Genomic DNA, 15,237 nt, shown 5'->3' on the forward strand with positions numbered 1-15,237 from the left:
GTCATCCCTCCATCTGTCCGAGTTCCCGCTGCTTAGTCCGCTGTCTCTCTACGATCTCCTCTAGGTCGATATCGTGAGCTGTGAGAAACGCTTCGATCTCTATCAGTAGGTCACCCAGCTCCTCAATGAGCGCTTCCCGGTCGCCGGAACGTACCACGTTCCTAACCTCGATAGCCTCCTCCACGAGTCTCGCGCCGGTGGACACCTCTACCGCTCGATCCTTCCGTGGCAGTAACCCCTTAAGGCCGAGGATTTGAGAGCGTATCAGATCAACCGACTTGAACCTTCTGACGGCCTCAGCTACGAGGTTCAATGTGAGACTCCCCTGTACACGTAAGCGCGTCGTAAATCGTCCAGTCGCAGCACCTCCGGTGCGCCTAATCCTGGAACCTCGAAGGTATAGCTCACAATGGTAGCTCCGCACGATACCAGTTCCTCCGATATTTCCTCGAGAAGGGAAGGCACTAAATACACAAATACGACGTCCGGGTCCAACTCCCGCAAGTTGACGTCCCGGACGTCAGAATGTATGAAGATGGTCTTATCGTCTACCCCAAGCGTCTCGGATTTTGTGAGGGCTAACTCGAGTACATCCTCCCGTACGTCCACTCCCACCCCTTCACACCCGTACAGGTAGGCAGCCGAGATCACGAAGCGACCGTCTCCGCAACCCAGATCCACCACCCTATTTTCAGGGGTTAACTCCAGCTTTCGAAGGATCCTAACTACGGTCTCGATGGGTGTCGGTACGAAGTATAGCTCCGTTGGGCACGTCACCACATGACCGTCGCTCCGGTGATACTCAACTTCGTCCGGGAACTCATCGAGCAGTCTCTCGACCTTCCTTCTCCCTATCATCTTCGATCCTCCGCTTAGGCGAGTGGTATCCGCGAAGCTCCTCGAGCTTTCCGAACCTGCGGGCTATTCCCCTGTACACGTCACCGTGCCTGGGTGTTATAACGATCAGATGAGCCGGAGGATGGATGTCAGAGATCTTCCGAATAATTTCAGCCGGTTCACCTTCTACGCGAGCGACCGCGGCCACTGGATACCTTCTTCGCACCTCGCCCAAAAGCTCCCGTACTATCGTGTCGGCAACTTCCGGATCCATAATTCTCGGTTTGCCCAAGATTTTAATACCCGCATACCTTTCGATATCCGACAAGCTTGTGAGTATCTTCTCGTAAGAATCCGACCTGATCACCACGAACAAGTTTTGGTCCCCTCACTCTCCCGATGCTGGGGGGATTAACCTGGGCGGCAGGGTGAATATCGTCGGTGTCGACGTCTCGGGCCGACACGCGGAGGATGACGGGCACTATAATAGGATCACGGCCTGCGTGTCGGCCGAGGTGGATGGGTTCAACGTGTTTACGGTCAGGGATGTGAACGTGTTCGTCGTGTGTACTTGCGAGCCCCCGAACCTGCGGACACTGACCGAGGAGGTCTCCCGGGCCCTTAATGGCCTAGACAAGGACGACGAGTACATGGTGGTGGCGGAGCCGGGTGAGTTCTTCGGAGAACCGGAGTGGAGGGTCTCGGCCCTTCTAGGAGCCCCGTTCAAGTATGCCGAGACCGTAGCCGAGCGAGAGGTAGTGGAAATGGCGCATAAGCTCGCCTACGGAGTCTACAGAGGTGTGAAGATGGGGTTGAAGGTTGCCCAGTCGCCCTCGGGCGGTTTTGGTTGAACGGTTGGAGTGGGGACAAGAGAGCCGCATCGATGAACTGAAAGAGCTGGCCGAATCCGCCGGCTACGACGTCGTCGGCTCGTTCAGACAGGTCCGTCATGAAGACCCCAGGCACCATATAGGAGAAGGAAAAGTCAAAGAACTGGCCGAGTTCGTGCGCGAGAACGACGTGGACAAAGTCATCTTCGAAAACGAGATTAAGCCTGTCCAGGCGTTCAACCTGGCAGGTGAGCTGGGAGTCGAGGTAATCGACAGGTTCCAGTTGATCCTAGAGATATTCGCACAGAGAGCTCGAACCCGCGAAGCCAAACTGCAAGTGAAGCTCGCGCAGCTCAAGTACGAACTTCCCAGGGCACGTGAGATGGTGAACCTAGCTAAAAAGGAGGAACGTCCGGGTTTCCGCGGTCTCGGTAAGTATGAAGCCGACAAATACGAGGAAATGATTCGACGGAAGATCGCCAAGATAGAGCGTGAACTCCGACGGATCGAGAAAGATCGAGAGCTCAAGAGGAAGCACCGACATAGGTTAGGGTTCGAACTGGTTACATTGGCCGGGTACACATGCGCGGGTAAAAGCACCCTAATGCGGACCCTAACCGACGAGGCTGTTTACGTGGATTCCAAGATGTTCTCCACGCTGGATACCAAAACTAGGGCCGTAGACCTGGATGGACACCGCGTACTACTCACCGACACCGTCGGATTCGTGGATAACTTACCTCACTGGCTCGTGGAGTCTTTCAAATCGACTCTTGAGGAAACCGCCCAAGCCGACCTGATTCTGCTGGTGGTAGACGTCAGTGACGAGTTACCGGAGATCAAGCGTAAACTCCGGGTGTGCCACAGGACGTTGGATGAGATAGGCGCTGAGGGTCCCATCGTAACGGCGCTCAACAAGGCGGACTTGATAGGATGGGAGGAAGCGGAGCGACGCCTCCGGGAACTGGAAGGGTACGTGTCCCATCCGGTGGCCGTTTCCGCTAAGACCGGGGAAGGTCTAGACGACCTCAAGGCCAAGATGCGTAAGGTGCTCTCCAGGTACTGGAAGAACGTCCGTATCGAGCTACCGATGAGGAACGAAACCATGCGGGTTGTTTCGAAACTGCATGAGCTCGGAAACGTGTTAGACGAGCGTTGGTCGAACGACGGTGTTGAGGTGTTCCTCGAGGTCAGTGAAAAGGCCCTTGGAACCGTGAGAGGTACCGTGAAAGGATTCGGTAAAGTGGAGATATTGGATTAATCCTTACGTGAACTCTTCCGGTACCATTCCGGAACTTGGATCAGTGAATAACCTCCATCGGGACCGGGCTTTCCGTCGATTTTGAAGCCCATCTTACGGAGATCTTTCACCCTATTGTGGACGGCTACGCGACTCTCTCGACTGATGTACTCTTTAAGTAGTTCACCACTCACATAATTGCCGGTTTTAGTGTAGATACCAGCATCTTTCAATATTTGCTTTGCACGCTTTTCGCCCACGGTTTTTGAGAGCTGATCTAGCAGCCTGTTCGCTTCCTCCAACACGGACAGAATGATGAGGTGACCCGCGTCTATCTTCACGCCTTTCTCGTACGCTCGCTTCAAGAACTCCCACAGATCACCTCTGGGGCGACTCCTCGCGACACGCTCCAGCCTAGACTGCGTGAGTACGGCAATCTCGTCGTCACGCGCCACGTCAGGATCACCCCCGTTCCGTCCCCTATAACGTTTCGAGGATTTTAACTTTCCACACCGTCGTAGGGCATTACATCCCCCTGAGCTCGCGTCTGCGCTTGGCAACCTTCCTGGCGACCACGGCCTCCCCGAGTTTAAACAGGTAAATAAAGAGGTTTTCTAGACCCCCCATGAGCCATAGTACGTATCCGAACGTCCTATCACCTATCTTACGCTCGAACTCCTCGGGCGTAAGATCTCGATTTAATTCGCGGTTGAATACCATCGTGGCTGCTTCGATGAACTCATCCCATGATATTCCAGGCACGTTCTCTTGAATCTTCTCCAGTAGATCCCGCGCCGGCGTGTCGTAAAGGTTAGACATGAGCTCGACGACGGTCCTGAGCGTAACGACACCGACCACCCGCATGTCTTCCTCCAGTGGGACGAGCGTGAGGTCGGAGTCCGTAAGGATTTCCACGGCCTTCGTGATAGGGTCGGAGGGAGAGATCGACTCCGGCGATCGGCATACTTCCTCGACCGTCTCGGCGCCAGCGGTGAGTCCTCGAGCGATGTCGTTGGACGTTACTAAGCCGACCAAACGATCCGAACCGTTCACCACGACAGCCGTGTACTCGGAGTACCTCGCGAGCTCTCGGACAGCCTGCTCGAGACCGTCCTCGGGTTTCACTTTAGGGTACTCTTTAGTGGCCCACATCTCGGCTTTCATCGCACTTCCTCCCTAACTTCCTTGATCTTTATCGCACCAGTCGGACAGTTTCGAGCACATTCTCCGCATCTTATGCACAGATCGTAGGAAATATTGGCGACATCGCCATCCATCTCGGCAGCGTCCACTGGGCAGACTTCTACACAGACCCCACATCCTATACACAGATCCTGATCCAACTCAATTTCACGCTCGAATTCAGGAGGTGTTAAGGTACGCTCGATAACGATAGCATCGACAGGACATGCATGCTCACAAGCTTTGCAGCCTATGCATTTATCCTCGTCTATCCTCAACTTATCAACATTTGGTGCCTCGACAGGACAAATCTGCTCACAAAGACGACAGGCTATGCATAGATCTTCTCTCAGGATTGCCCTCCTAAGTACGAACTTACGTCTTATTACATCAACTTCCTCGAGCTTCACTTCAATACTGTTATCAGCTACTCGGGCTTCACCGGATACCACCTTGATAGCATCTACAGGGCAAGACTTGGCACATAACCGACACCTTACACATGCGTCGTGATCAACTTCCGGAGGATTGGTACTGTCAGGTTCTGTTAGAGCATCTACCGGGCACTCTTCGTAGCATGTCTTGCACCCTACACATCGCTCGGAGTCTATAGTCACGAACTCCCGACGTACAGCTGGTGTCTCAGAAAGTACTTCCAACACTATATCTCTATCAGCGTCTTCCACACTATCTAACACCATTTCAACCACTTTATCGATCGGAATTTCGAGCGTTTTCATCTCCGGAGTCCCCCACGGGTTCGATAGCACGGGACGGACAGGTTCGAACGCACTCGAGACATCCTATACACCGATCAACGTCTAACTTGGGAAGAGGTCCTTTTGAGCCGGAGAGCGCTTCAACCGGGCAGGAAGAAGAGCACGCCTGGCAACCGACGCATTTGGACTCGGATATTCGCACGCCCACCTCTGGACGTTCTGTCAGAACCTCGATTCGGTAGCTTCCTTTGGGAAGCTCACATATGGCACGGCCGAGGAGTATGGCATCAAAAGGACATACCTCCACACACAAGCCGCACCGTACGCAGTTCTTCTCGTCGATCTTAGTGGAATCCTCCACCTCGATCGCGTCTGTGGGGCACTCTTTCTCACAGAGACCACAGGCGCGGCATAACTCGTGTATCACAACAATTTCACGGACTTCGATGATCACGTCCACTCACCACCTCAGCCATGAGCTCCTCTATCACGTTCTTCACTTCGAACTTGACGATACGGCGTACCCTTTCCTTGGACATCTTACGTTCTAAAAGTTCGGAAAGCCTCTCCTCGACGTTCCTTTCAGTCTTAGTAGTTGAGCCGAATTCCTCGGCTGCTTCCAGCATTTCTCGGGTTAAGATGCCGAGGAACGCATCGGAGATCCGAGACCGCAGCACTTCACGCTCTGCCTCCTCCGTAGGTATGCGGTCCACGGCAGATGTCGGACAGGCGTCCGTGCACAAGCCGCATCGCACGCACAGGTCGGGCATGATCACAGGCATCCGAGTTATTTCCTCGATGCATATAGCGTCCACCGGGCAGATATCGTAGCATATACGACATCCTATGCACATGTCGGGTCGTATGTAAAACACTTCGTCGGTACACTTAGGTCGTGGACGGTGATCAGGTCGTTTCAGTGCTTCCGTAGGACAGTATGCTACACAATTGTAACATCCTAAGCACCGTTCAGGGTCCGGATCCCCATCTGGAACGTTGTCAGCTGCGCCTGTCGGGCACACCTCGTGACAGCGGTTACACTCAACACACAGCTCCCTATTCAGTCGTGGATTACTTCGACGTTTGAGCTGAGGTACTTCCAACTCTACTGTAACACTACCATAGGGACAAACTTTTACACACTCTAAACATCCACGACATGCGTCCAAGTCTATTCTATGCTCTTCAATGATCTCACGCATAACTCCAGTGGGGCAAACCTCAATGCAAGGCTTATCTTCACAGCGATCACATGTGCGGAGATCAACACCGATGAACTTCACTTCAATATCCGCTTTAGGAACACGAACAGGTCTGCGTTTCGGCTTTAATTCCGTAAATGATATCTCATAAAACCTGAATACATCACGGGGACACGCCTGTACACAGAAAGAACATGCTACACACCGATCCTCATCGAGCCGTATCTGCTCGTTTATCTCGATCGCTCCGGTAGGGCAGACTTCATCACAGAGGCCGCATCCCGCGCACTCGTCGGGCCGTTCGACTTCCACGATGTTTACGGTCACGTTACGGAGGCGATCCTCAAAGAAGAAGTGAAGATCGGTCACCACCGGTCACCCCCGAAGCGAAGCTTCGAGGTATTCCTCCCATCGTTTCACTAGTTCGTCGGTGTCCGTAGGAACCAGCTTGATAGCACCCGCAACTGGGCATACCTCTAGACACACCTCGCATAGTACGCAACGCTCTTCGTCCACCTCGGCAGTCTCTTTCACGGTGATGGCGTCGGACGGACAGGCGCTCTCACACTTACCACAACCTACGCATAAGTCACTGTCAACGACAATGCGAGCGGGCTTGGGCGGCTGGATTCGTTCCTCGATTTCCTCGTGGAGCGTACCCATCTCGATAGCTCCTGTTGGGCATACTTCCACGCAGAGACCGCAGCGAATACAACGTTCCCTGTGTAGGATGGGCCCTTCCTCGGACATTTCCATCGCAGGCGGGCATCCATTCTGTCCCTCAACTGGACAGGCATCGGCACAGGTTCCGCACAAAACGCACTGATCCAGGTCGATGTCTGGAAAGTCCCGGAACCGAGCAGGTCTTCGAGTTATCTCCCGAGGGGTGTGAGCGTCGAACAGACGCTTGAACCCTTCACGGCTGAGTACGTGGTTTAAGAAGTCCTGGAGCAAGCACGGATCACCTCCCGTGCCTTACCTTCCAGAAGGACCTTACCCTCACGTTCATCTATCACCACGAACCTCTCGTTGCACGCGACGCACGGGTCCAGACTCGCATATGTGGCCACGGCGTCTGCGATGCTAGGGGACCCAGGCGCTATCGCCTCCAAGACTCGGATATTCGGGACGGAAGGTGTGCGGATCGTAACGCGCTTCACTACTCCTCCAGATGCTAGTTCCATGTCATACACGAGTTCCCCTCGTGGGGCTTCGACGCGATTATCGACGTGTCCCGCGTCCACCTCAAGCTCCCGTCGATGCCTTCCTTCGGGTAACTCATCGACGACCCGCTCGATGAGCTCCATGGACTGCAAACACTCGTCATATCTGACCAAGATCCTGGATAGGTTGTCTCCATTCTTCCTGTAAACGGGCTTGAAGCCCAGTTCCGGATAGACAGGCTCTTGGAGACGCATGTCGGATTCCGGAACTCCAGAAGCCCTAGCCTGAGGTCCTACGACTCGGTACTTCCTGATATGATCCTTCGTGATCACTCCGACGCCACGCGATCGGAGTTTAATGAAGGGATCGTTACTGGCAATTCGTCGGTACGTTATCACGTCGTCACGGATTGCGTCTAAGGTTTCGAGAACGTTGTTCAGTTGGTCTTCTGTGACATCCATTCGAACACCACCGACGACGTTCCAGCCTGTCAGGATCCGGTTACCTGTTATCTCTTCGATGCAGTCCAGGACGCGCTCACGAGTGTTCATATTCCATACGAACATAGTCTCATGCTCTATCGAATAGAAGTAGGCGGCGTTGGCTATGAGGTGGGATTGAATCCGATCTAGCTCTTGCACAAGGACACGGAGGAACAGCCCACGCGGAGCGGGGTCTCCCTCGGCGAGTTTCTCAACACCTCCGATGAAGCACATGTTGTGCGCGTGGGAGCAGATTCCGCAGACTCGTTCTGCGAGAAAGGCGGCCTTCTGCCAAGGCATTCCCTCCATGATCTTCTCGATACCACGGTGGCAGTATCCCATCTCTACCTTGCAATCCACGACCTCTTCTCCTCGAACTGCCAGCTTAATCCGGAGAGGCTCTTTAAGGATCGGATGATTAGGACCTACGGGGATGCGGTGTGATATCGGCTCAATCTCACCCGTCTCGACGTCCACGACTTGAACGTTGGATCGGATCTCACGCCTCCTGCGCTTCATGGGCTCCACCCCTACGGAACTCCCAACTGCGGAACAAAGCAGGAAGCACGTCGACGACAGCGGAGACTATCTCCTCGGGCCGTGGTGGACATCCTGGAACCTCCGCGTCTACGGGGATCACCTCGCGTACCGGCCCACATACGCGACCTCCCCGCTGGTTGAAGATACCACCAGAACACGCGCAGGTGCCCACAGCGACGACGGCCTTGGGCTCAGGGACCTTATGGTACAGCTTGACTAGCTTATCTCGCCACTGATACGTAACTGGTCCAGTGATTATTAGGACATCAGATTTCCTCGGATTATTGTGGTAATAGATACCGTACTGTTCTAGATCGTATCGGTAAGTATAACAAGCCAGGATTTCAATATCGCAGCCATTACACCCACCGGTGTTCACTACTGTTACGTGAATAGACCTAGATCTCACAAACCCTTTCAATTTTTTGAGCACTGATTTCAGACTCATATAATCCCCCTCTCGCGGAGAGAGGTAAAGAACTTTGTTAACACCTTACGGTCTATCGGCACGGACTTTCGTCCTTCAAACATTCGTAGCAGTTCGTTCTCCAAAGCTTCACCGAGTTTTCCATCGCTAACCACATCCATGAGTACCGCTAGAGCGACCACTTCATCGTCGACGTTGTCCAGCAACCGCTCGACCTGTTCAACTTCCGAGTGTAGCCCATAGAGTCCGGAACAAGACCGTGCCCTTGACAGTACATCGATCACATGATCCTCGTTAACGTTCAGAAGCTCAGCCAGACGGTGCACGATGTCCCGACGATATGCGTGGCTGGTGAGGATCCACTTCTTGACGCGGAGTACCAGATCCGGATCCTCAGCATAACGCTCGTTTAGGTCCTCTTCGGTGATGTTCTTCCGCCTTGTCAGGAACCGTATCATCGCGGTCATAACCCCTCAAGCCAGGTGAGGACGGCGAGAAAAATCGCAATTCCTAACGCGGTTTCAACTCGTCCATACCCCGGTCGCATGTTCACCACGTACCCGATCAGGAACGCAGCTATCCAGATCCCTACCGGCGCCGATCGCACCCAGGATACTGCCAGGAGTGTCCATCCCAGTATCGCCAGCAGCAGACCGATCGGATCCACCTTCCGCTCTCGGAAGATCTCGGGGTACATGCGATAGCTGTACTCGAGACCCACCAACGAACCTGCCAGAAACGTCGCTACAGCGCCCACGATCACTGCTTCGACGAACATCCTGCCCTCGAAGCCGATCATAGGTGACCCGCCCTTAGCGTGTGTATCGAGACACCGAGGATCAGCAGGATCGCTGCCACCACTGCTAATTGTTCGGTTCTGTGTAATGCACGCTCCAACCTGGCGCAAACGAGAAAGATAACTGACGACGCCAGTAGCAGCACTCCTCCGGCTTTAGCGTAGATAGAGTGCTCGAAGAGCAGGATCGCGGCCATCCCGACCAAAGATAACGACAGTACGCAGAGGTGCGATCGCAACGGGACCCCCCTATCCGAAGATAAGGAAGTCCAGGAACATCATCGAGGCTATTATCACGTGGAACCCGACGGCCTGGTACGGATTCAGTATCGGCGTCAGCGCGCACATCGAGGCCAGGAGTAGCGTGAGAGCCCCCATAGTTAGGAGGTGAGAGACTGGGTCTGATATCCCCAAGAACACTGCCTGGAACACCCAGAGCTCGCAGTAGTACTTGAGTGCCTCAGCCACATACATCAGCCCACGCAGGAACCCCGGATATTCCGTGAGGTAGCCCTCGACGATGTCATATCCCTTCGAGGGATCCAACGGGGAGTAAGGCGAGTCCACCCATAGGAGGGTGAAGAACGCCAAGGCCGAGAACGGGATGTGATCTATCAGTGGGCCGTGGGAGTGTTCCCACGCTAGTATACCGGACACGTCCATGTGCCCTGTTATGAAGTACGCCGATATCAGGGAACAGGCCAGCGCCAGCTCGCCGGCGGGCATAATGGCGTGTCGCACACCACCGATCTTGGTGTAAGTGGAACCTGAGGACACTCCGGCACCGTGGGAGAGAACCTTGTAGGACGCGTACAGGGCGAAGAACGGGAGCAGGTTGCCACGATACACGGCAGAGATGGTGACCGCAGCCGACCAGATTATCACGTTGAAAACCGGCACCATCCAGTACAGGAACTCCGCCGAGGTCAGTGGGGCGTATCCCTCCTTGATCATGAACTTCAGTGTGTGGAGGAACTCTTGAACTATCGGCGGTCCCGGTCTACGCTGGATGCGCGCCATCACCTTCCGGTGCAGTCCGAGGAACACGCTTCCGACCAGGAAGGCTTCGGTGATCCCTACCAGGGTTTCGAGCACGATCAACGCTCAGTACCCCAGGAAAGGTGTCCTATCCCGGTCACCTCGAGGCGAGAGCGCCCATCCTAGGACGAAGATCGTGATGGAGATCGCCAAGATCGTTAGAGCGGAGAACAACCCGTGATATCTGTCCACGAGCCACGGTCTGGCAACGTCAATCCACACGAGCGTCAGGTCCGCCACCAGTACCGCAACCACCGGCACCCACCGCACGCCACCGTCCCCCTAGGGTAAGGCCGCAAGCAACTCCAGGTAACGGGAGAACGTCAACAGCGTCGTCAGGTGTATCACGAAGGCGTATCGGCCCCAGATCCGACGGAACGAGTCCACCTTAACCGCGTAGAAGGGGCCGACTCCGGCCTCTCCGATGACTCCAACCGTTAACAGGGTCTTACCGTAAGTTAGCGTCCAACCTCCAGCTCCCTTCGGCATTTTCATCAACTCATGAACGCTCAGAGTGCCCGTAGAGGCGAGTATGAGTGCCGCACCTCCGAATAGGGGTAAACTAGCTATCAAACACATGAGACCGTAGTTGAAGGCACACTCCAGCGCGAACTCATCTTCGACGGTGGTGCCTATTAGCCCCATGTTGGAGATTCCGAGCAGCGAAAGGAACAGAGTGAAGTTGAAGACGTCTCCAGTAGTCACGACGCCGATAGCCGCGAGAGTTGAGACCAAGGCCAGGGCCGCTTTGATCTTGTCCTCCCGTGGGCTGACGATCTTGGCTTTGATCCGAGGCCTGCGGTGGTCTATTTCAACGTACACATCGGTATTGCTGAGGATAGGAAGTGCGAGAACTGCGAGAAGGACTGCCAAAATGATCGTGTTAATCGTGCTTAGGTACGGCACTATGTCACCCAGCGGCACTATGAAGAGTACCTTACCGCTCGGGTACACGTCGCTGAGCCCCCGCTCTCACATCGTAACCCATGGCGTAACCCAGCAGCGTGAGCTTGGGGCCGACCTTAACGAGTATTCCACCGGTGCCCGCCAGGATCAGGGCTAGGAGCCACGCTTCTGGGTGTAGGAAGAACGTGCTGAAACCGGCTACCCAGAACGCCCAACCGATCCCTGAGATCGACTCCATCCCTCGCCACTCCTCATAGTGCGGTCGATTCGCCCTGGAGAACAGGTAGAACGCCGCTCCTGAGCCCGCCACGGCCCCTCCGGTGAAGCCCGTGAGTAAAACCCCGTAGACTACCAGTCCGACCATGATGGCCGTCGGCGCCGTCCGGAGGATCTCCATGTCCAAGGGTTCGAACTCCGGTAGAGAATCCCCGTCCGTGTATCGGGCGACTAGTACTTCAGCCGTAGCTATCAACTCGGCCAAGCCGACCACCAGTCCGGGTAGAATCAAACACTCCGCTAGGTCGGTACCGACGGAGGCCAGGAGTGTCAACGCTCCGACTTCCAGTGCGTCGGTCATAGTCAGCCTGTTGAGTGGGTTGCGATCCGCCGCGATGTCGACCGCCGCGATCAGACCTACCGATATCCCAGCGGCTACGGCCACATGATACATATTCACGGTAATCTCTGGAACGGCGTGAGGAACTATCATTCGCTTCCCTCCCTTTCCATCGCCTCTTCACCGATCGTCTTGGTTCGGACTATCCACGAGAATACCACGAAGGCCACGAACATGATGGACGATTCAAGGACCGTGTCCAAGCCTCGCGTGTAGTAGAGGATTTCATCGAGGATGCCGCCAGGATGGGACACGATCGTCGTACCGCAGTGCTTAGAGTTGCGAGCCAGCCACCTGGTGAACGGTGTCAGGTAGGAGGTAACCCACCCGCGGACGGGTTCGAACTGGGGGTACTGCGATATAGTCACTCCCGGGCTTTCGAGTGGAATTCCCCCGCGATCGTAGGGGGCGAGTGGGTCCCCGGCCTTCATCTGAACCTGCGGCGCGGGCCGTGGGTAGAGCTGCTCCCGATAGTACGAATATCCACAGTGCAAACCTAAGAGTGCTAGTACAGCCAGGAGAAGGCAATACACTGACACCATGCTTTCAGGCCGTCTAATCGCGTTCAGAGCCCTCGAGAGCTTCGCGGTCACGCTCACTGGCCTCCACCCTCAATATCGCCCTCATCAATATCGGGGTCGCGAAGGCGCCGACCGCGATGAACGTGATTAGGGCTAGTAGGTGATTGAACGCTAGGAATACCAGGCACACGCCTACCGTCGCTAGTTCCAGGTTGAGGGATTTTACGACGGGGTCTGAACGAGCAGGCCCTATCGCCGCTCCTAACGTGCCGACGACTATCATGAAAGCACCGGTGTACAGTATGACTTCGCACTCATGCACTTCGCCTCACCTCCTCAATCCGGATCAGATATACGCAGAACATTATCGTCCCTACCACCTCGAGGGCCACGCCGGCGGCAGCGACATCGAGGTACCCCTCCGCAGCTACGGCACAGATCATACCCGATTTAACCAGCGCAATCGAAGGAAGCTTCTGAAGAGGATCACGGCGTAACACCGTGGCGATCGATCCCAAGATGCAGGCGATGAGCGAGGTGAAGAGGAGCCAGTTCAATCCAACTCGCCCGCCCTTCTGATCTCCTCGACCTTTCGGATTGTGTAGGAGATAGCGTTAGACTCGAGCGTTGAGAAGATGAACACACATATGGCCGCTATCAGACCCATGTCGGTACGCCACATCGTTGCCACGAGACCTGCGAGTCCGAACCCTACCACGTTGAGGTAGAGCATTTGAGCGTAGAGATCACTCGCTACCAGGAGGCGCAATGACATCAGAATTACGACGGCCGCTATCACCGCTTGTGCGGATATCACTTTTCGACCCCCCTCCCCATCCGGCGGGCGATATCACCGATTAGCCGGGACGCCCGAGGGTGGTCAACACCGTGGATAGTCATGATCGCTATCACCATTCCAGCGACGAAGTTGGCGGGGTCCATTCCAAGCACTTTATCGTAGAGAGTCACCAACACGGTGGCCGTAAGCGACCCGATGGTACCGGCGTATCCGGGATCGGCACACAGACGATTACCCAAATACACCGCTAGAGCCGCAACCAACCCACCTTCCGGTCCTCCTAGGCAGTAGTACCCAGAAGAAGCCAGTAAGGTACCGGCAGACGCGTCTGGTGAACACACTATATTGCCCATGAAATAGCCGCCGGCGATGTCACCTCCTCGGCGTTCGACTGAGCGTCCGATGGCTTCTGCGCCTTTAACACCTGGAGCTTCCGGCAATCCCATAAGTATATCTACGATGACGAAGTTCAGCCACGCGAGGACTGATCCGACGACTATCTGAAGAATCTGGACTTCCTGCAGTCCGATCACCCCTCCTCGGGTCGGGGGAACACCTTCTCGATGTACGCGGTGAAGGCCGCCGACAACGCCCCAACGACAGCGCCTACGATCGCGAGCGATATCGGAGAACGGTACTCGATCACCCTGATCACGAGTACTGTCGCACCGGCGGCTATCACCGGCGTGGGAAACGCGGCCGATACTTTCCATGACTTCCTGCGGGGTTTATCGGGCTGGATCGGTGGTAGGCCCAGCGCTAGTGCCGTCCCGAACGCAACGGCGGCCGCCACTCCCGCAGCCACTAACTCGGGATCCTTCATTTTAAGGTTTCCCCCAACATCTCTTGGGCGGTTCCCGAAGTGGGGGTTTCATATTGAGTAAGATCATCATGCGACCTCAGGTTACTATCGAAGATGATTGGATAATATTCGAAGGCGAAGAGGGATTCGTAAGGCTTCCGAAGGACCCATATAAGGTTATCGAAGACTTTGAGGAGTATGGATACTTCTTCGACGAAGAACATCGGCGCGACTTCGCAGCCATGTACATGACGCTGATAGTCGAACAGACCCCCGTCTTGCTCGTCGGTCCTCCGGGCACGGGTAAGACGAAGCTCGTCCGTCTTATCGGAGAGCTGTACGATGTCCCAGTAGTGGTCATGCGTGGTCACCAGGAGGCGCGGGAGCAGGAGTTCATAGGAGGTGTCGACGTGGCCGCCCTCCCGGTTGCCGATAAGATCGCCGAGGAGTACACCGAGGTCGGAAGTATGGAGTACGAGGAGGTCATTGAAGCACTTAAGGAATTCATTTACGTAGGCGGCTACCTCAAGGACGTGGTGAACGACGCTCGACGCCGTGGAGCGTGTCTGTTCTTCATCGACGAAGTTAACCGGTTCCCAGGTTATATGATACCGACACTCATCCACATCTTCGAGAAAGACACTGAAGTCATCTACATCCCGCACTCCCCAATCGATTTCGGGGAAACGGGGGCCATAATGCGAATAGGTGCACTAAACCCAGAAGGCAAAGGTACTACTAACTTCGACGAAGCTCTTCTGAGGCGTGTTGAACTCGTCCCGTGGGGCGAATACGACGTCGAAATTTACAAACGCATAGCCATCGAGTCGGCCCGACAGATCATCGAGCTGACCAAGATGGCCGAGGAAGTATTGGAAGATTTAGCGTCTCTGATCAAAGATATGGGTAAAGGTGTGGACGTCGCTAAGGACGTGGCGCAGACGGTCGCTGTAGGCACTAAAATGGGATACGACGTGGACACCGTAGCAAGGAATGTGGCTAATAAGATCCTAGGCGATATGTTATTAGACTCTGAAAAGGCCGAGGAGTTCGAGGCCCGAAGGAACGCCCTAGAACGTAAGATCAAGGAGAAACTCAAACCCGTGTTTAAGTCCTGACTAACCCGAATCGGGTGA

The 15,237-nt window shown here is 55.0% G+C and carries 27 protein-coding genes; 3 read left to right on the forward strand and 24 right to left on the reverse strand.

Going from position 1 to position 15,237, the window contains the following annotated elements; all coding sequences use genetic code 11:
• Position 1 precedes the first annotated feature (1 nt).
• From BW921_RS03905 to BW921_RS03915, 3 genes are read right to left on the reverse strand one after another with little or no spacing between them, the layout of a single operon-like run.
• Positions 2-313 (reverse strand): MazG nucleotide pyrophosphohydrolase domain-containing protein, encoded by a 312-nt coding sequence (locus tag BW921_RS03905; protein ID WP_157665950.1) that lies wholly within the window; start codon positions 311-313, stop codon positions 2-4.
• A complete protein-coding gene (locus tag BW921_RS03910) occupies positions 310-858 on the reverse strand; it encodes a cyclopropane-fatty-acyl-phospholipid synthase family protein (RefSeq protein ID WP_148688650.1) in 549 nt (182 codons plus the stop codon). Before BW921_RS03910 ends, BW921_RS03905 begins: the two co-directional genes overlap by 4 nt.
• Positions 821-1,207, reverse strand: a complete 387-nt coding sequence (locus BW921_RS03915; RefSeq protein ID WP_236953795.1) for a DUF356 domain-containing protein — start codon at positions 1,205-1,207, stop codon at positions 821-823. The genes BW921_RS03910 and BW921_RS03915 overlap by 38 nt, the downstream gene beginning before the upstream one ends.
• A gap of 58 nt (positions 1,208-1,265) precedes the next feature.
• On the opposite strand from BW921_RS03915, the gene BW921_RS03920 reads away from it, so the two are divergent.
• Together BW921_RS03920 and hflX are read left to right on the forward strand one after the other, a co-directional pair.
• A complete protein-coding gene (locus BW921_RS03920; RefSeq protein WP_157665951.1) occupies positions 1,266-1,688 on the forward strand; it encodes a DUF2209 domain-containing protein in 423 nt (140 codons plus the stop codon).
• Positions 1,657-2,928 carry a GTPase HflX gene (hflX, locus tag BW921_RS03925; RefSeq protein WP_148688653.1) on the forward strand — a complete coding sequence of 424 codons (1,272 nt, stop codon included), beginning with the start codon at positions 1,657-1,659 and terminating at the stop codon, positions 2,926-2,928. Before BW921_RS03920 ends, hflX begins: the two co-directional genes overlap by 32 nt.
• Here hflX and BW921_RS03930 read toward each other — a convergent pair.
• The 21 genes from BW921_RS03930 to ehaA all read right to left on the reverse strand — a co-directional run bounded on the left by BW921_RS03930 (position 2,925) and on the right by ehaA (position 14,122).
• Positions 2,925-3,362 (reverse strand): HTH domain-containing protein, encoded by a 438-nt coding sequence (locus BW921_RS03930; protein WP_210400499.1) that lies wholly within the window; start codon positions 3,360-3,362, stop codon positions 2,925-2,927. The genes hflX and BW921_RS03930 overlap by 4 nt on opposite strands.
• Positions 3,363-3,432: 70 nt before the next feature.
• Positions 3,433-4,071 carry a CBS domain-containing protein gene (locus BW921_RS03935; RefSeq protein ID WP_148688654.1) on the reverse strand — a complete coding sequence of 213 codons (639 nt, stop codon included), beginning with the start codon at positions 4,069-4,071 and terminating at the stop codon, positions 3,433-3,435.
• A complete protein-coding gene (locus BW921_RS03940) occupies positions 4,068-4,829 on the reverse strand; it encodes a 4Fe-4S binding protein (protein ID WP_148688655.1) in 762 nt (253 codons plus the stop codon). The genes BW921_RS03935 and BW921_RS03940 overlap by 4 nt, the downstream gene beginning before the upstream one ends.
• Positions 4,801-5,262: a 4Fe-4S binding protein gene (locus tag BW921_RS03945; RefSeq protein ID WP_168168725.1), complete on the reverse strand. Its 462-nt coding sequence runs from the start codon at positions 5,260-5,262 to the stop codon at positions 4,801-4,803. The genes BW921_RS03940 and BW921_RS03945 overlap by 29 nt, the downstream gene beginning before the upstream one ends.
• A complete protein-coding gene (locus BW921_RS03950; protein WP_168168726.1) occupies positions 5,243-6,379 on the reverse strand; it encodes a 4Fe-4S binding protein in 1,137 nt (378 codons plus the stop codon). Before BW921_RS03950 ends, BW921_RS03945 begins: the two co-directional genes overlap by 20 nt.
• A gap of 6 nt (positions 6,380-6,385) precedes the next feature.
• Complete coding sequence (locus BW921_RS03955) at positions 6,386-6,964, reverse strand: 4Fe-4S binding protein (protein ID WP_148688658.1); 579 nt, start codon at positions 6,962-6,964, stop codon at positions 6,386-6,388.
• A complete protein-coding gene (locus BW921_RS03960) occupies positions 6,946-8,175 on the reverse strand; it encodes a nickel-dependent hydrogenase large subunit (RefSeq protein WP_148688659.1) in 1,230 nt (409 codons plus the stop codon). Before BW921_RS03960 ends, BW921_RS03955 begins: the two co-directional genes overlap by 19 nt.
• Positions 8,156-8,644: an NADH-quinone oxidoreductase subunit B family protein gene (locus tag BW921_RS03965; protein WP_148688660.1), complete on the reverse strand. Its 489-nt coding sequence runs from the start codon at positions 8,642-8,644 to the stop codon at positions 8,156-8,158. Before BW921_RS03965 ends, BW921_RS03960 begins: the two co-directional genes overlap by 20 nt.
• Positions 8,641-9,081: a DUF1959 family protein gene (locus BW921_RS03970; RefSeq protein ID WP_168168727.1), complete on the reverse strand. Its 441-nt coding sequence runs from the start codon at positions 9,079-9,081 to the stop codon at positions 8,641-8,643. Before BW921_RS03970 ends, BW921_RS03965 begins: the two co-directional genes overlap by 4 nt.
• A 5-nt stretch (positions 9,082-9,086) precedes the next feature.
• Positions 9,087-9,422: a DUF2104 domain-containing protein gene (locus BW921_RS03975; RefSeq protein ID WP_148688662.1), complete on the reverse strand. Its 336-nt coding sequence runs from the start codon at positions 9,420-9,422 to the stop codon at positions 9,087-9,089.
• Positions 9,419-9,658, reverse strand: a complete 240-nt coding sequence (locus tag BW921_RS03980; RefSeq protein ID WP_148688663.1) for a hypothetical protein — start codon at positions 9,656-9,658, stop codon at positions 9,419-9,421. Before BW921_RS03980 ends, BW921_RS03975 begins: the two co-directional genes overlap by 4 nt.
• Positions 9,659-9,668: 10 nt before the next feature.
• Positions 9,669-10,514: a respiratory chain complex I subunit 1 family protein gene (locus BW921_RS03985; RefSeq protein WP_236953796.1), complete on the reverse strand. Its 846-nt coding sequence runs from the start codon at positions 10,512-10,514 to the stop codon at positions 9,669-9,671.
• 9 nt (positions 10,515-10,523) lie between these two features.
• Positions 10,524-10,727, reverse strand: coding sequence for a hypothetical protein (locus BW921_RS03990; RefSeq protein WP_148688665.1), 204 nt, complete (start codon positions 10,725-10,727; stop codon positions 10,524-10,526).
• Between the two features lie 12 nt (positions 10,728-10,739).
• A complete protein-coding gene (locus BW921_RS03995; RefSeq protein ID WP_088335634.1) occupies positions 10,740-11,411 on the reverse strand; it encodes a proton-conducting transporter membrane subunit in 672 nt (223 codons plus the stop codon).
• Positions 11,395-12,072, reverse strand: a complete 678-nt coding sequence (locus BW921_RS04000) for an EhaG family protein (protein WP_148688666.1) — start codon at positions 12,070-12,072, stop codon at positions 11,395-11,397. Before BW921_RS04000 ends, BW921_RS03995 begins: the two co-directional genes overlap by 17 nt.
• Positions 12,069-12,578, reverse strand: coding sequence for a DUF2106 family protein (locus BW921_RS04005; protein WP_148688667.1), 510 nt, complete (start codon positions 12,576-12,578; stop codon positions 12,069-12,071). Before BW921_RS04005 ends, BW921_RS04000 begins: the two co-directional genes overlap by 4 nt.
• Positions 12,535-12,822, reverse strand: coding sequence for an EhaE family protein (locus BW921_RS04010; protein ID WP_148688668.1), 288 nt, complete (start codon positions 12,820-12,822; stop codon positions 12,535-12,537). Before BW921_RS04010 ends, BW921_RS04005 begins: the two co-directional genes overlap by 44 nt.
• Positions 12,815-13,057, reverse strand: a complete 243-nt coding sequence (locus BW921_RS04015; RefSeq protein ID WP_088335638.1) for a DUF2108 domain-containing protein — start codon at positions 13,055-13,057, stop codon at positions 12,815-12,817. Before BW921_RS04015 ends, BW921_RS04010 begins: the two co-directional genes overlap by 8 nt.
• Positions 13,054-13,317, reverse strand: coding sequence for a DUF2109 family protein (locus BW921_RS04020; RefSeq protein WP_088335639.1), 264 nt, complete (start codon positions 13,315-13,317; stop codon positions 13,054-13,056). Before BW921_RS04020 ends, BW921_RS04015 begins: the two co-directional genes overlap by 4 nt.
• Complete coding sequence (locus tag BW921_RS04025; RefSeq protein WP_088335640.1) at positions 13,314-13,832, reverse strand: hypothetical protein; 519 nt, start codon at positions 13,830-13,832, stop codon at positions 13,314-13,316. Before BW921_RS04025 ends, BW921_RS04020 begins: the two co-directional genes overlap by 4 nt.
• Positions 13,829-14,122, reverse strand: coding sequence for an energy-converting NiFe hydrogenase A subunit EhaA (ehaA, locus tag BW921_RS04030; RefSeq protein ID WP_088335641.1), 294 nt, complete (start codon positions 14,120-14,122; stop codon positions 13,829-13,831). Before ehaA ends, BW921_RS04025 begins: the two co-directional genes overlap by 4 nt.
• A 53-nt stretch (positions 14,123-14,175) precedes the next feature.
• Here ehaA and BW921_RS04035 point away from each other — a divergent pair, with 53 nt between their 5' ends.
• Complete coding sequence (locus tag BW921_RS04035; protein WP_148688669.1) at positions 14,176-15,219, forward strand: AAA family ATPase; 1,044 nt, start codon at positions 14,176-14,178, stop codon at positions 15,217-15,219.
• Positions 15,220-15,237: the final 18 nt, after the last annotated feature.

It is taken from the genome of Methanopyrus sp. SNP6, assembly GCF_002201895.1.
In the GTDB taxonomy this organism is placed as follows: Archaea; JAADCQ01; Methanopyri; order Methanopyrales; family Methanopyraceae; genus Methanopyrus.

Coding starts and splice junctions, on each gene's coding strand:
- BW921_RS03910 (WP_148688650.1), bottom strand. CDS start 858: ATGATAGGGAGAAGGAAGGTCGAGAGACTGCTCGATGAGTTCCCGGAC.
- BW921_RS03935 (WP_148688654.1), bottom strand. CDS start 4,071: ATGAAAGCCGAGATGTGGGCCACTAAAGAGTACCCTAAAGTGAAACCC.
- BW921_RS03940 (WP_148688655.1), bottom strand. CDS start 4,829: ATGAAAACGCTCGAAATTCCGATCGATAAAGTGGTTGAAATGGTGTTA.
- BW921_RS03960 (WP_148688659.1), bottom strand. CDS start 8,175: ATGAAGCGCAGGAGGCGTGAGATCCGATCCAACGTTCAAGTCGTGGAC.
- BW921_RS03965 (WP_148688660.1), bottom strand. CDS start 8,644: ATGAGTCTGAAATCAGTGCTCAAAAAATTGAAAGGGTTTGTGAGATCT.
- BW921_RS03970 (WP_168168727.1), bottom strand. CDS start 9,081: ATGATACGGTTCCTGACAAGGCGGAAGAACATCACCGAAGAGGACCTA.
- BW921_RS03975 (WP_148688662.1), bottom strand. CDS start 9,422: ATGATCGGCTTCGAGGGCAGGATGTTCGTCGAAGCAGTGATCGTGGGC.
- BW921_RS04000 (WP_148688666.1), bottom strand. CDS start 12,072: ATGATAGTTCCTCACGCCGTTCCAGAGATTACCGTGAATATGTATCAT.
- ehaA (WP_088335641.1), bottom strand. CDS start 14,122: ATGAAGGATCCCGAGTTAGTGGCTGCGGGAGTGGCGGCCGCCGTTGCG.